Origin of the sequence: Aliterella atlantica CENA595, assembly GCF_000952155.1 — a bacterium.
Lineage (GTDB): Bacteria > Cyanobacteriota > Cyanobacteriia > Cyanobacteriales > Chroococcidiopsidaceae > Aliterella > Aliterella atlantica.
In genome coordinates, this window is record NZ_JYON01000015.1 from 46,365 (window position 1) to 60,970 (window position 14,606).

Below are 14,606 nucleotides of genomic sequence, written 5' to 3' on the forward strand. Positions count from 1 at the left end.
TACGTCTCTACTGGGCGGCGCGTAATGCGCTACCAATTAATCCCACTTGCGGGTTTAAAACTATGTGAATGGGAACTTGCTCTAATAGAGAATGCATCCGTCCTTTGCTTAAGAATGCTTGGAGAAAATTGCCTTGTTGCATTAGGGGCAAGTTTTTGGCGGCAATGCCTCCAGCGATGTAAAGTCCGCCGTAGGGCAGAAATTTCAGCGCTACGTCTCCGGCTTCTGCGCCATAAGCTTCGATGAATATTTCCATCGTTTTTTGGGCGAGGGCATCTTGCTTATTGATAGCAGCCTTGGAGATTTCCCCTGCAAGATTGACAGATTTCTCTGCTTGCCCAATCTCGCGTTCCCAAGTTTTGTAGACTTCGGCTAAGGAGGAAGATTCTGGGTAGATTTTGCGATCGCGCAAAAATTGGTAAATCGCCACAATCCCTATCCCAGAAACTACTCGCTCGACTGAAACTCGATTGATGTTGTTTTTCTCTAAGATGTATTGCAACAAATCAAATTCCAATTGGGTTCGCGGGGCAAAGCTGCTATGTCCGCCTTCGGTGGCAAACACGCGGTAGCTTCCCGATTGGGGAATAACAAAACCTTGCCCTAACCCCGTACCTGCACCAATTACGGCAATTGGGGCATCAGTATTAGGTGTACCTGGCTGTAATGTATGCAAATCTTCCTCGGATAAACCTAAAACTCCATAGCCTACGGCGACAAAATCATTGATCAGCGCAACTTGGGCGACTTGCAACTCCCGTTCTAAGCGACTTGCCTCTAAGTTCCAATTTAAGTTAGTTAGCTTGGAGGTATTGTTGACAACGGGACCTGCAATGCCAAAACAAGCTTTTTCGGGAGTTATTTGGCTGCCTTGTTGTTGTGCCTCGCCTAAGAATTTGCCTACCATCGGTACTAGATCGGCAAATTCTTGACTGGGGTAGGTTTGCTCGTGCAAAGTAGTTTGGTTGGGTAATTGGCGATCGCCTGAAGTTGCTTGCGACTCCACTAACCGTAAAATTGTTTTAGTAGCGCCAATGTCTCCTGCAAGTAGAATGGTCATTTTTATTGCTCTCTAAATATTGCTAAAATTGCACCTAGAACCTAAATACTGTTCTGAGTACGCCAATTACAACATCTTCGTTGTTGGCATTGTGATTGGGCGCAGTTAGCCAGATTACTCCTGGGGTAATTTGAATGTTGTCAGATATCTGATATCTATAGAAAGCCTCCAAATGCAAAGATGTATCGGGGTCTGCTTGACCGTTGTTTAAGGTACTGTCAATATTTGTCACCTTGGGTTCCATGCCGACTAAAATACCGCCGAGATTGCCTTCTTTGCCCAAATTAGGAAAAGCTAAGGTAACTGCCCAGTTCCAAACTTCTGCATCGCCTCTACCTATGTAGCGCTGGTTGGCGTAGCCTACCCAACCACCAATAGAAAAATTAGGGCTGAGGGCGAAAGTTCCCGACACACCGTAGGCATTGGTAGATACTGCTCTGCCAAAGTTAGTATTTGATAAATTGCTGCCCGTACTCGTACCAAAAGGTATAAAGTCAGGATTTAACTCAGGATCTATGCCACCGCCTGTAGTAAAGAAAGAAGGGCTATAGCTGTTGATATAAGTTAGACCGATTTTAGAGCGATCGCTAGGACTAATAATTACTTGCGCCAAACCTGCATACACGCCGTCAAATAAGCCATTTTTTTCTGTAGGTGTTGCTGCTGTGTTGCTAGGGACTAAATAGCCTAAATTGAGTTCTATGCTGTCGCTAAAAAAGTGTCTCAATCCAACTCCAGAACCTCCAGAGTAGTTGTAGATAGGGTTACGCAAGGCAAATAGCGAAACTGCACCGCCATCAAAGTAAGGGTTTAATTGCGCGGAAGCATCTAAGTCAACAAAACCGTTGCCTGTAGCCGCCAGGTAGAAATTAGTTCGAGAGCCTATAGGAAAACGATACCGCAACAGTCCTAAACCAAATTCATTGTCGCTATCGCCGTCAAACTCTACGCGACCTTCGTTTGTAAGTAATGGACCGCTATTTGTCCCGCCTAAAGGCGTAACGTTGTTGGCTTGCAAGCGAGTTGTGAGTAAGTCTCTACCGCTAAAGCTGGTATCTAAATTGAGTCGCGTTCGTTGGCTTAAGGTAGGAACTCTGTCAATTGACTCGCCGTTGGCATTTTCCCCACCAAGGACGCTGACTACACCAACTACAATTTCACCATTGAGTCTTGTCGTAGTAGAAAATTGATTGGCTTCTAGTTCGGCTGTAGCGACTTCAAGATTATCAACGCGCCCGCGTATAGTTGCAAGTTCGGTAGCAAATTCCTCTTGCAAGCGCTGCAATGTTGCTAAGTCTTCTCTGGTTGCTAAATTACTTGTAGCTGTACCAATTAGCTCGTTTACTCGGTCTAAACAAGCGTTCAAGCCAGCGGCAAATTCGTAGCGAGTCAAAGCCCGATTGCCGCGATACGTACCATCTGGATAACCAGCAATACAGCCGTAACGTTCGACTAGAGATTGCAATGCTTGAAATGCCCAATCAGTCGGTTGTACGTCTGATAGCTGAGAAACAGATGTAACTTGCCCCATAGAATTTTCGTTACTGCTAGGTGGGGTAGTTGTTGGTACTTCTGCTTGGGCTAAATAGTTGTTGGATGCAACTCGATCTGGCGATCGCAATGATTTAATTAATTCGGTATTGCGTCGCTCGCTTTGTTCTCCTGCTTCTGTCGCGATCGCTGGACTAAAATTACCTAAGTTGCAAATCAATCCTGTATAAACAAGGGCTGTTGTTGTTAGTAAATGTCCTTTCATCACGCCTCCACTAAACATTAATAATCTACTTATCTTGTCAAGTCAAAATAACAAAAGTTAATCTGCTCTAATTAGCTTTTGTTCTTTACTACTTTGGATAGCTGTTTCAATAATTCGCATCACATTAACTCCATCTTCGGCAGTAACGGCAACTGGACAATTTTCTACAATTGCTTTATACATCGCGTCGTAATACTCCAAATAGCTACCTTTTGAACTTTTAATTTTTTCTCTTTTTTCTGTATGTAATAATCCATAATTGCTTTCCGGTTCAGTATACCAATCATCAGTATTTGGCTTTATCCCTGCACGCAACTTTTCTTCTTGCTTATCAGTCCTATTTTTTAAAAAAGAACCCTTTGTACCGTGTAATATGTAAGCAGGTGCAGGTTCGCACACTAAAAAACTTGCTTTTAGTCTTACGCGCAGTTTTTCGTAATATAAAATTGCTGCAAAATAATCTTCTACCTGCGATTCTTTTCTTGTTATCCGCAAGTCAGCATAAACACCATCAGGCATTCCAAATAAATATAAAGCTTGGTCTATAATGTGCGGACCTAAGTCTTTGAGTATTCCTGCGCCTGGATTTGGAGTTTCTAAATGTTGTTTGGAATTGAGATTTGGTTTGTATCTTTCAAAACTAAATTCTGCTTCAATAATATCTCCAAGTACACCTTTTTGAACGATCGCTTTTACTGTTTGAAAGTCGCTATCCCAGCGCCGATTTTGATATACAGATAATTTTTTGCCTTGTTTTAGAGCTAATTGTTGGAGTTCTACGGCTTGAGCCACTGTAGTAGTAAAAGCTTTTTCTACTACTACGTGTTTGCCTGCTTTTAAGGCGGCTTTAGCATAGTCGTAATGGGTATAAGTTGGTGTATTTACTACAACTAGCTCTACTTCCTCATCAGCTAGCAGCGCTTGCAGATCGGGGTAGCTTTTTGCAGTAGGATAATCTTGCCCAATTAGCTTTTTGCTTCTTTCCCAAGCCCCAGCTATTTGAAATCCAGGATGTAAATCGAGGAAAGGTGCATGAAATATCTTTCCCGATAAACCGTACGCACAAAGAGCCGTGTTAATAGTTTTCATCTGTATGGCAGAAATAAAGACTTGGGATGAATGCAAGCATTGTTTTAGCGGCGCGAACGTCGGCGGAGTCTATCAATAATTACCGCCACAATAATTACTAAACCTTTGACAACTAACTGCCAGAAATAAGACAGATTTAAAAGCGTCAAACCATTATTAAGCACCGCAATAATTAACGCACCCAAAAGCGTGCCGACAATAGTGCCAACACCGCCTGTAAAGCTAGTTCCACCCAAAATTACAGCAGCGATCGCATCTAATTCATAACCTTGTCCCAAAGTCCCAGTAGCGCTAAATAGACGGCTAGAACTCATAATGCCGCCCAAACCTGCAAGAGCGCCACTTACGCCATAGACAAACAGCAACACGCGATTGACTTTAATCCCTGTAAGTCGCGCTGCCCTTTCGTTACCACCTACAGCATAAATTTGTACGCCTAGTACAGTTTGCCTCAGCACAAACCAACTAATAGCTACAGTCAATAAAGCAATGACAGCTAGCCAAGGTAAGGGACCTAAATAAGTATTACCCACCCAAGCAAAATTCAAATCGCGGTTAAAAACTGTTGTGCCATTAGCAATCAAAAAGGCAGCACCGCGCAAAGCAGTCAACGAACCCAACGTAACGATAAACGGTGGCACATCCAAAAAGGTAATCAAAGCGCCGTTGAGTAAGCCCAAAGCTAACCCTACCAGCAAGCCTGCTAATACCGCCGCCCATCCCAAACCAGGAATTAACGATACCAGTACAGAAACTACCGCCGAGACAGCCAAAATTGAACCTACCGACAAGTCAATCCCGCCAGTGAGAATAACAAATGTCATTCCAGTTGCCAGCACAATATTGATTGATGCTTGGCGAAATATATTGACAAGGTTGTTGGGTGTAAGGAAATTAGGACTGAGAAAAGAAAACAGGACGCAAATTAAGATCAATATCGGCAAAATACCTGCAACTTGGAGCAGAGTATTAACTGATTTGCGCTTGCGCGATTTTTCTTGCTGACTAACTCGCTTATCGGCAACTTGGCTCATACTGCTTGTACCTCCGCCGCTCCTGTGGCATATTGCATAATATTTTCTTGAGTAATCTTTTGCTCAGGGCTATCGTCGAGTTCGCCAACTAAACGCCCTTCGCGCATGACTAAAACGCGATCGCTCATGCCGACAATTTCTGGTAATTCGCTAGAAACCATCAAAATAGCGACTCCTTGGGCGGCAAGTTCGCTGATAATTTTGTAAATTTCGCTCTTAGCGCCGATATCTACGCCCCGTGTTGGTTCGTCTAACATCAGGATTTGGGGTTTAATTGCCAGCCACCTTGCTAGTAGTAGCTTTTGCTGATTGCCACCAGAAAGATCCAATGCCCTCAGTTCCAAATTGGCAAGGCGAATATTGAAGTTTTCTACCGCACCTTTGGCTAACTGATTGACTGCACCCCAATTAACTATTCCCCCCTTGGCTTCTCGCTTGAGGGTATTAAGGGCAATATTCTTGCGGCAACTCATTTCTAAAAACAAGCCTTGATCTTTGCGATCTTCTGGCACGTAACCAATTCCGGCATTGATAGCATCGCTAGGAGAATTAATCTCTACTTTTTTGCCATTAAGCAAGATTTCACCGCTAACTTTTGGATCTGCGCCAAAAATTAGCCGCGATACTTCTGTTCGTCCTGCGCCTACTAACCCCGCCAGTCCCAGAATCTCGCCAGCACGCAGTTCAAAACTAACACCATCTACTTTGCGTCCGTCGCCGATATTTCTCACTTCCAACACTACCGAACTTGGATGCAGTTGGCGTTGATGTTCGTAAAAATCTTGCATCGACCGACCGACCATCATCTGCACCAATCTTTGCGGCGAAATTTCTTCCCGCAATAGACTGCCGATATATTGACCGTCGCGCAGGACGCTAACTCGATCTGCTAAGGCATAGATTTCTTCCATGCGATGGCTGATGTAAATAATTGCAATCCCGTCACGGCGCAGTTTGCGAATTACTTCAAACAAACGCTCGGTTTCGCGGTCAGATAAGGCTGCTGTTGGTTCATCCATGACCAATACGCGGCTTTTGTCCTTCAGCGCCCTGGCAATTTCTACTTGCTGTTGTTCGGCGATTGATAAAGTTCCAACTATATCGCTGGCTTTGAAAGTGGCTCCCAAACTAGCTAGTACCTGCTTGGCTTCTGCTTCCATGCCTTGACGGTCTAAAAACTGCCCGCGCTGCAACTCGCTACCCATAAAAATATTTTCGGTAACAGTTAAGTTAGGCGCGACGTTGAGTTCTTGATAAATCAGGTTGATTCCGGCTTGCCTGGCGATCGCTGGATTGGTAATTTTCAGGGGTTGACCGTTGATGCGAATTTCTCCACCATCAGCAATATAAGCCCCAGCCAAAATTTTCATTAAGGTGCTTTTGCCTGCACCGTTTTCACCCATTAGGGCGTGAACTTCTCCGCCATAGATAGATAGGTTGACATTTTGTAGTGCAGGTACGCCATGAAATTGCTTGCTAATTCCTTGCATTTCTAATACAGGGATAGCAGTTGATGCATCGGAAAATAAGGTTTCTGTGTTTGTAGTCATAACTATTTCCAGCAGAAAGTTAGCAGTTGGTAATAAGTATTTGTCACCTATTACCTGCCGCCGTTAAATTTCGTTTTTAAAAGCGATCGCGCCTTGAAGAGAGTTTTGAGGCTTTTATCACCTCAAAACTCTAAAATGCTCTGCATTAATCGTAAATATGAGCAATGACAGAGCGAATGTACCGCTAGATACACATTAAACTCAACTTTGCAATTCTTAATTCAAAATTGATTGTGTTGTAAATCACACATTTGCTTACCAACCTTTAGCGGTACTGACATTTTCTCGCGTAATTAGGGTTACAGGCAGCAGAATAGTTGATGTTTCCGGCTTTTTGCCATTTAAGATGTCATTGCCGACTCTAACTGCTGTTTCTGTCATCCCGCGTGGATTTTGCGTCGCGGTTGCTGCATAGAGGCTATTTTCAGAGGCGATCGCTTTGATCGCTTCGGGCGCACCATCTACACCCACAATAAAAAACTCTTTGCGTTGGGCTTGGCTAGCCGCTAAGTCTACTCCCGTACCGCTAGGATCGTTGATCGCAAATACTGCATCTATCTTTGGGAAGGTAGTTAGCAAGTCTGTCATTACCCTTAATCCGCCTTCTCTACTACCTTCGGCGTTTTGATCTCTAGAAAGGACTTTGATATTAGGATACTTGGCTAATACTTTGTCGCAACCTTCGACTCGCTGGATAACTGAGGCAACTGGAGGACCGTTGACAATCACTATATTACCTTGCCCTTTGAGGCGATCGGCAATGTACTGACAACTTACTTCTCCTGCTTGCACGTTGTTGGTAGTAACGGTAGCATCTACATCTGCATCTACTGCTGTATCTACTGCAATGACAACTTTGCCTGCACGTCTGGCGTTGTCTACTGCTGGCTTAATCCCTTGACTGTCAGCAGCATTGAGAATAATTAAGTCGGTATTGGCGGCAACAAAGTTTTCTAGTTGATTAGTCTGTTGGTTAACGTCGTAGCCACTAGAAACTACTGTAACTTTGACATCATCACCGCCTAGTTTCTTGGCTTCGGCTTCTGCACCTTTGCCCATGACGACGAAGAAAGGATTGCTCAAATCGCCTACAGTCACGCCAACTGAGCGTAATTTTCCATCTTTATTGCCGCTACTCGCTACTTCTGTAGCATTAGGGCTAGGTTGAGAGGCGTTATTTTCGGCAGTATTATTGCAGCCTACTAGCGTCAGGGCGAGTAGACTAAATGCGATCGCTATTTTTTTCATATTTATCTCCAAGTCATTACCACCCCACACCTAATGGCAGAGGTTTACAAGCAAAATTTTGGATTGCTTCCGATTTACTAGCCTTTGTCGCTATTAATGCAATCTTTCATAACTAACTAGGCTGAAATCTTGACATAGTGGGAGCTTTTTTCCTGGCAAAAGATATTACCAACAAACCGCTTTTTTAGCTATTTTTTGGCAACTACCAATTGTTGCAAATAGACTAAAGTGCGTCGGATTTACCGCCAACACTAAGAAGGATAAAAATTCTTTTATCTTGCTTGCCTAGTTGCTAAATCTGCCCCTAACTCACTTTGATAGTTGGTAGCAAACACAACATCAATCTTAGGGATGGTTATCGACGAATCGCTCATTTATCTTAATATTTCTATTTTTAAGCGATCGCTAATAGCTACAATCTCAGCCACTTATTGTTAAGGCTATCTGTAACATCTACCTCAATTGACATTTATATTCGCTTGCTCAAAGTCTATCAATTGCCCGTTAGCTTCCCGATTGAGTACATCATTTTGCTAAAAATTGTTGAATCTCATTGTTTGCTTCTGAAACCATATTTTCCTACTTTTCAATGTTTTTAAATAGGAGATTTTTAATTCATGCACACCTGTGCATAACCATCATAGACTTTCTCATCACCTTTATGCACACCTGTGCGTAAACTTATATTAAGCTTCTGGAAAGATTATTCTGTCGCCAAACCAAGAAGAGGAGGCAAAATTTTATGTGGCGATAGATAAATTCGCCTGTTTGCGGGGAACTATAAGTAAAGCAACAACTATTTACATTCAAGTTGGATTGATAGGAGGCGAAATTTGCTTTCTTCCTCGTTACTGGATAACACCAGCACAACCCCAAAACAACAGCATAGCTGCATCACAAATATGCCGTCAGAAATTGCTAGCATCACAAGCAAGGTAAAGTCGGCGCTAGAACCTAAAACTGGCACTTGCCAAAGGCAGGTGCTACTATGACGCTACGCAAAAAGACACTTTTACTAATCAGCATTACTCTATCGTGTCTGATCGCAGTAATGTACGTTACGTCTACAACGCTGCTGATGAAGGGATTTGAGCGTGTAGAAGTCCAAAGCACCCGTGAAAACGTCCAGCGAGTTGTCGATGCCTACAATGAGAAGCTTACCAAACTATCTTTGATGAATGAAGATTGGGCAGAGTGGGATAGTACCTATCGATTTATAGAAAATCGCAATTCTACCTATATTCAAGAAAATCTGATCGATGCAGCACTCCAACGCATCAATGTAAACTTGATAGCTTATGTAAGTAACGAACGTCAGCTAGTTTTCGGCAGCTTGTCAGATGATAACCAGCATAGTAGGTTAATTCCCCAGGTTTTGCAGTCATACATCACTAACAATGACGTATTGTTACAAAAAAACCAACAGCAAGGGGGAATCATTCTCCTACCACATGGTCCTATGTTAATTAGTCGGCGAGATATTCTTACCAGTGCGGGAATAGGACCGCGTCGCGGTACGTTGATTATGGGACGCTACTTGAATATCGCCCAATTAGCACAGCAAACTCACTTTCACATTAGTTTATACGGATACGATTCCTCGCAAATACCTCCTGACTTTCAGCTAGCCCATCAAGCACTAGCTAGCGATTCTACACCTTTCGTACAGCCGCTAAATGAAAATGCGATCGCGGGTTACACTCTACTCAAAGATGTTGACGGTAAACCTGCCATACTATTGCGCGTACAGATGCCGAGAGCAGTATACAAGCAAGGCAAAGTCAGTATGCGTTACGTTGGCACTTTATTATTTGCAGTAGGGTTAGTATTTAGCACTGTAACTTTACTACTTTTAGAAAAATTAGTGCTATCTCGTTTAGCGCGTCTTAGCAATGGTGTAAGTATTGTTGGTGCTAGTGGCAACCTTTCGGCGCGGGTAATAGCATCTGGAAAAGACGAACTAGCACATTTAGCTGATAATATTAATTCAATGCTGCGTCAGTTGCAGAAGTCTCAACAGAATTTGCAAAGCAGTGAAGAACGCTATCGCGTATTTTTGGCTCAAAGTTCAGAAGGTATCTGGCGCTGCGAATTAGAATGTCCTATTGCTATTAATAGCTCAAAAAAAGAGCAAATTTATTACTTAAATAATCATACCTATTTAGCTGAATGTAATGATATATACGCCCAAATGATGGGCTACAGTTGCGCTCAAGATATAGTTGGAATAAAAATTACTAATTTGTATCCAAAACTACCTTTACAGCAACTAATCCAAAATTTTATTGAATCTGGGTACAGGCTTGACAACGCAGAATCTTACTTTATTGATAAGCATGGCAACAAAAAAGTATTTTTTAAAAACATAGTGGGAATTATTGAAAACGATTGTTTGGTAAGAGTTTGGGGAATCCAACGCGATATTACCGATTTGATAATAGCTCAAGAAGCATTAATTAAAACCCAAGTTACTGAAGTAGTTAATTTACAACTCACTAATGAAATAGAACAACGCAAACGTGTCGAGCAAGCATTGTTTCAAGAAAAAGAACTCGCTCAAATAACATTACAATCAATTGGCGATGCAGTTATTACTACTAATGCTGATAATATTATCAAATCTATAAATCCAGTAGCAGAGAAAATAACCAATTGGCGTTTTGAAGAAGCAATTGGGTTGCCTTTACAAGAGGTTTTTAAGATTGTCGATGAAACTACAGGCGCACCTGTAACAAACTTTATCGAACAATCTCTATGCGGAGAGCGAGCTAGTAATTATTCTCATCATATCCTTTTAATTGCTAATAATGGCACTGAGTTTGCAATTGATTATTGCGCTGCACCAATTTATAATAGCGATCGCTCTTTTATCGGCAATGTTTTAATTTTCCGCGATGTGACTCAATCGCGCCGTTTATCGCATCAACTATCATGGCAAGCTAGTCACGATCCTTTAACTCAATTATACAATCGCAGTCAATTCGAGCAATTTTTGCAAGCAGCAGTAGCTAGCACTCAAACTCAGCTTCAAGAACATACTTTGTGTTATTTAGATTTAGATCGGTTCAAAATTGTCAACGATACCTGCGGACATTTAGCAGGCGATCGCTTATTATGTCAAATCAGCGAGATATTTCAAAAAGAACTACGCAAAACTGATGTATTGGCGCGGTTGGGTGGGGATGAGTTTGGCATTATACTTTATCAATGCTCGCTAGAAGAAGCATACAAGATTGCTGAAAATTTGCGATCGCGCATTGAAGATTTTCGCTTTGTTTGGCAAGACAAAACTTTTGCTTTGGGTGTCAGTATTGGTATAGTTGCTATTAATAGCACTACTCAAAATCTAATTAGTTTACTAGGTGCAGCAGATGCAGCTTGCTATGCAGCCAAAAATCAAGGTAGAAATCAAATACACATTTACCAAATAGACGATAGCCAACTAGCAAAACAACAAGGAGAAATGCAATGGGTATCTATAATTCCTCAAGCAATAGCCGAAAATAAATTTAAGCTTTATTGTCAAAAAATAATGCCAATTCAAAGCAAAGATGCGATAGAACATTGGGAAATTTTATTGCGATTGGAAGATGAGACAGGAAAAATTATCTCGCCGATGGCGTTTATTCCAGCCGCAGAACGTTACAATTTGATGCACCTAATCGATCGCTGGGTAATTTCTACACTTTTTGCTTATTTACAGCGACAAAATAACTTAGATATTCATCATAGGTTATACTCGATTAATCTTTCTGGTGCTAGTATCAACGACCATAACTTTATTAGCTTTGTGCAAGAGCAATTTGTAAAATACAATATTTCGCCAGCAATAATCTGCTTTGAAGTTACTGAGACTGTAGCAATTACCAACTTAACAAAAGCAGCGCAGTTTATTCAAGAATTGAAAGCTCTAGGCTGTCAATTTTCCTTAGATGACTTTGGTAGTGGGATGTCATCTTTTGCTTATCTCAAAAACTTGCCTGTAGATTATGTCAAAGTTGACGGTATTTTTATCAAAGAAGTTGTCAACGATGAAATCGCCTCAGCAATGGTAGAAGCAATTGTGCGGCTTGCTGGTGTAATGGAAATTCAGACAGTTGCCGAATTTGTGGAAAATAAGGAAATTATCGCCAAAATTCAGGAATTAGGCATTGATTACGCTCAAGGTTATGGTATTGCAAGACCATCTCCCTTAGAGATTACCTTAGATTCTAAACTAGCTACATCAGCAGGTGTATTGCAATTAAAAAGCATTTGCATCTGACGATCGCTCGCAGACACTTCTTGGACAAAATGTTGCTCCAACCAGCGCTGAAAAGAGCGTCCGCCTTGGCTGATAAAGTCTGTAAGCCCTGGTAAACAATCGCGACGATAAAAACCGCATAAAGGCTCCCAACCTTTAGCATGGCGCGGCAAAAAGGCGATCGCATCTTCACTAACTTTATCTAGTTGACTTGCCCATTGTTGCAGTACCTCAACTTGCAACCTGGGTAAATCGCAAGCTAGCAGCAATACCCAATCAGTTTGAGCTTGCACAAGTCCCTGAGCAAAGCCGATAATTGGTGCATTCGGTTCGTCTACTATAGATATTTCCCGCACGAATTGGCAACCTGTTGGTAATACGTGCTGATAGCGTTCTTGCCAAGGTGTAACTACATAGACTAGATTGCAAAGTGCGATCGCGCGATCGCATACCAAGCGCAGCAGAGGTACGCCCCCAATTGGAAGCAAAGCCTTGTCTTGTCCCATCCGCGAACTTTTACCCCCCGCCAAGACGATGCCATTTAAAGGTTTTGAGTTTTGAGTTTTGAGTTTTGAGTTGAAAGGCTGCTGCACGTTAACTTAATCTGCGCTTCCCACGTAACGCTTGATAAAACTTTCTAGTGTCTCTAACTTAATTTTATATACTGACTCTAAGCGTTCGATCTCTGCTGGCGTACAGAAAAACTCGTTATCTAGCAAAGTGCGAAAAGTTCCTATAGCTTTTTGTGCATCGGCGTTAAATAAACCAATCGCCGTACGTAAGCCATCAACTACAGCTAAAGGCGGGTTAATAATAACAGGTTCTCGTTTATACACGCGACTAAAAATCTGCGGAATATCCTCTCGTTTCAAAACTTCAGGTCCGCCAACTGCAAAAATCTGGTTGCGAGCATCAGCATTACTAACAGCATCTACAGCCATTAATGCTAAATCGTCTGTACTAATAATAGAAGTGCGACTTTGGCGATCGCCTACCAATAAATAAATCCCTGTTTGCTCAAACCTTTCTGCCAAAGGCAACAAATTAGAAGCAAGACCTGCCGGACGCAAAATAGTATAGTTTAAACCACTAGATTGCAAGTATTTTTCGACTTCTCGTTTTGCCTTAAATACTGGTGCATCTTCATAACCGCGATCGGCTCCCAGTACGGAAATAAACACAAAATGCTCAACTCCAACATCTTTGGCGCGATCTATTAGTTCGATGTTAGCGCGGTAGTCTAAAGCTAAAGCATCACCACCGCTACCATGAGCGCTAATTATGTATTTCACGCCTTGACACGCTTTATCAATATCCCTTTGCTCTCTTAAATCGCCAATGAATATTTCACTACCTCGGTGTTCTAATTCGCCGTAGCGAGAACTTAGGCGCACAAAAGAGCGCACAGGTGTTTCTTCTTTGCGTAATTTGCGGACAACTCTTTTGCCTATATCCCCAGTTGCGCCTGTAACTAAAAACATCTCTAAATAACCTCCTCACTCCAGCTATATTTTATCGGCTAGGCTCAGAAGTTTTATCGGCAAATAGGTTAAACTATATCTATATATGCATGAATGCCTGTTCATACATCGCATTCTTTTTATTCTTGTAAGGAACAAACTAATGACTACTGCAACCCAAACTCAATGTGCTTGTGAATCTTGCCACTGCCCAGTTTCCGAAACAGAAGCAGTACAAAAAGATGGTAAAACATACTGTAGCGAAGCTTGCGCCCAAGGACACCCAGACGGTAAAGGCTGCGGTCATGCAGGTTGCGATTGCGGTTAGTTGCAGGTAATATGGTGCTGGCTAGTGCAGTTAGCGATCGCTCTTTGCACGCAAAAAACGGTAGCCAGCATCAAATTCTGTAAGGTTTTTTATATCTCCATATTTAGCTTGCCATTGACCGCTAGTTAAGTCTTCAGCAAGTTGTCTAACTCCCAACTCAACTACAGAAGGCTCTGCTAAAGCAAAAGCTGACATACCTGCACGAACTACAGAACTTAGATACATTTCTGGTCGTCGCCAGAGCGCAGCAACAAATAAATCTGATAAGTTAGGAGGCAACATTAAGGTAGACACCTCAACGCTTCTTTGAGTAGTTGCACCGATAAGTTCTGAAATATTGCTCAATGGTGGAAAAAAGCGAAATGTATCTTGCCAAAGAGAGGGGAAATAATCAGCGAACCAGAATTTGTTAGCAAATCTAGGGTCGATGGTAAAAATAACAATTGCACCCTTCCTAGTAATTCTATGCATTTCTCTAAATGCCTGCTCCAGATTAGAAAAATGATGAGTAGCTAAAACACTGATTGCAGCATCTACCGATGCAGTTGGTAAAGGTATGTCTTCTGCACATCCAGTAAACCATTGTACTTGTGCATGGGGTTGAGATTGCGATCGCATTACTAAAGATGGCTCAATAGCGTAAATCTGATAGCCACAATTAGCAAGACTCTTACTATAGCCACCAGTACCAGCACCGATATCCGCGATCGTACTACCTGGTTTTAGTTGTAATAAATTTAGTATCTGCTTAACTATCCGAGGATCGGGAATTCGAGAATTGGAGTAACTTTGACCAATTGAGTCATATACAGACATATACTTATTCTTTTAGCGATCG

At 42.1% G+C, this 14,606-nt stretch carries 12 protein-coding genes; 3 read left to right on the forward strand and 9 right to left on the reverse strand.

The features are described 5' to 3' along the window. Window positions 1–7: 7 nt before the first annotated feature. From UH38_RS14675 to UH38_RS14700, 6 genes are all read right to left on the reverse strand, one after another. A complete protein-coding gene (locus tag UH38_RS14675) occupies window positions 8–1,060 on the reverse strand; it encodes a glucokinase (RefSeq protein ID WP_045055413.1) in 1,053 nt (350 codons plus the stop codon). A gap of 34 nt (window positions 1,061–1,094) precedes the next feature. Next, a complete protein-coding gene (locus UH38_RS14680; RefSeq protein ID WP_200892446.1) occupies window positions 1,095–2,816 on the reverse strand; it encodes an iron uptake porin in 1,722 nt (573 codons plus the stop codon). Between the two features lie 57 nt (window positions 2,817–2,873). After that, window positions 2,874–3,905 (reverse strand): Gfo/Idh/MocA family oxidoreductase, encoded by a 1,032-nt coding sequence (locus UH38_RS14685; RefSeq protein WP_045055414.1) that lies wholly within the window; start codon window positions 3,903–3,905, stop codon window positions 2,874–2,876. A gap of 44 nt (window positions 3,906–3,949) precedes the next feature. Further along, window positions 3,950–4,939 carry an ABC transporter permease subunit gene (locus UH38_RS14690; RefSeq protein WP_045055415.1) on the reverse strand — a complete coding sequence of 330 codons (990 nt, stop codon included), beginning with the start codon at window positions 4,937–4,939 and terminating at the stop codon, window positions 3,950–3,952. Next, window positions 4,936–6,489 (reverse strand): sugar ABC transporter ATP-binding protein, encoded by a 1,554-nt coding sequence (locus UH38_RS14695; protein ID WP_045055416.1) that lies wholly within the window; start codon window positions 6,487–6,489, stop codon window positions 4,936–4,938. Before UH38_RS14695 ends, UH38_RS14690 begins: the two co-directional genes overlap by 4 nt. 255 nt (window positions 6,490–6,744) lie before the next feature. Then, the gene (locus UH38_RS14700) at window positions 6,745–7,737 is read right to left on the reverse strand and encodes an ABC transporter substrate-binding protein (RefSeq protein WP_045055417.1); all 993 of its coding nucleotides are present in this window, start codon (window positions 7,735–7,737) and stop codon (window positions 6,745–6,747) included. Window positions 7,738–8,481: 744 nt separating this feature from the next. Here UH38_RS14700 and UH38_RS26325 point away from each other — a divergent pair. Both UH38_RS26325 and UH38_RS14705 read left to right on the forward strand, forming a co-directional pair. Beyond that, window positions 8,482–8,676, forward strand: a complete 195-nt coding sequence (locus UH38_RS26325) for a hypothetical protein (protein WP_144405691.1) — start codon at window positions 8,482–8,484, stop codon at window positions 8,674–8,676. 49 nt (window positions 8,677–8,725) lie between these two features. Next, window positions 8,726–12,001 carry an EAL domain-containing protein gene (locus UH38_RS14705; protein WP_045055418.1) on the forward strand — a complete coding sequence of 1,092 codons (3,276 nt, stop codon included), beginning with the start codon at window positions 8,726–8,728 and terminating at the stop codon, window positions 11,999–12,001. On the opposite strand, the gene UH38_RS25435 is transcribed toward UH38_RS14705, so the two are convergent. After that, window positions 11,905–12,486, reverse strand: coding sequence for a molybdenum cofactor guanylyltransferase (locus UH38_RS25435; RefSeq protein ID WP_407640454.1), 582 nt, complete (start codon window positions 12,484–12,486; stop codon window positions 11,905–11,907). The genes UH38_RS14705 and UH38_RS25435 overlap by 97 nt on opposite strands. 93 nt (window positions 12,487–12,579) lie before the next feature. Continuing rightward, window positions 12,580–13,461, reverse strand: a complete 882-nt coding sequence (locus tag UH38_RS14710) for an SDR family oxidoreductase (RefSeq protein ID WP_045055419.1) — start codon at window positions 13,459–13,461, stop codon at window positions 12,580–12,582. Between the two features lie 142 nt (window positions 13,462–13,603). Here UH38_RS14710 and UH38_RS14715 point away from each other — a divergent pair, with 142 nt between their 5' ends. After that, window positions 13,604–13,768, forward strand: coding sequence for a metallothionein (locus UH38_RS14715; RefSeq protein WP_045055420.1), 165 nt, complete (start codon window positions 13,604–13,606; stop codon window positions 13,766–13,768). 30 nt (window positions 13,769–13,798) lie between these two features. On the opposite strand, the gene UH38_RS14720 is transcribed toward UH38_RS14715, so the two are convergent. Further along, window positions 13,799–14,584 carry a class I SAM-dependent methyltransferase gene (locus UH38_RS14720; protein ID WP_045055421.1) on the reverse strand — a complete coding sequence of 262 codons (786 nt, stop codon included), beginning with the start codon at window positions 14,582–14,584 and terminating at the stop codon, window positions 13,799–13,801. Window positions 14,585–14,606 lie beyond the last annotated feature (22 nt).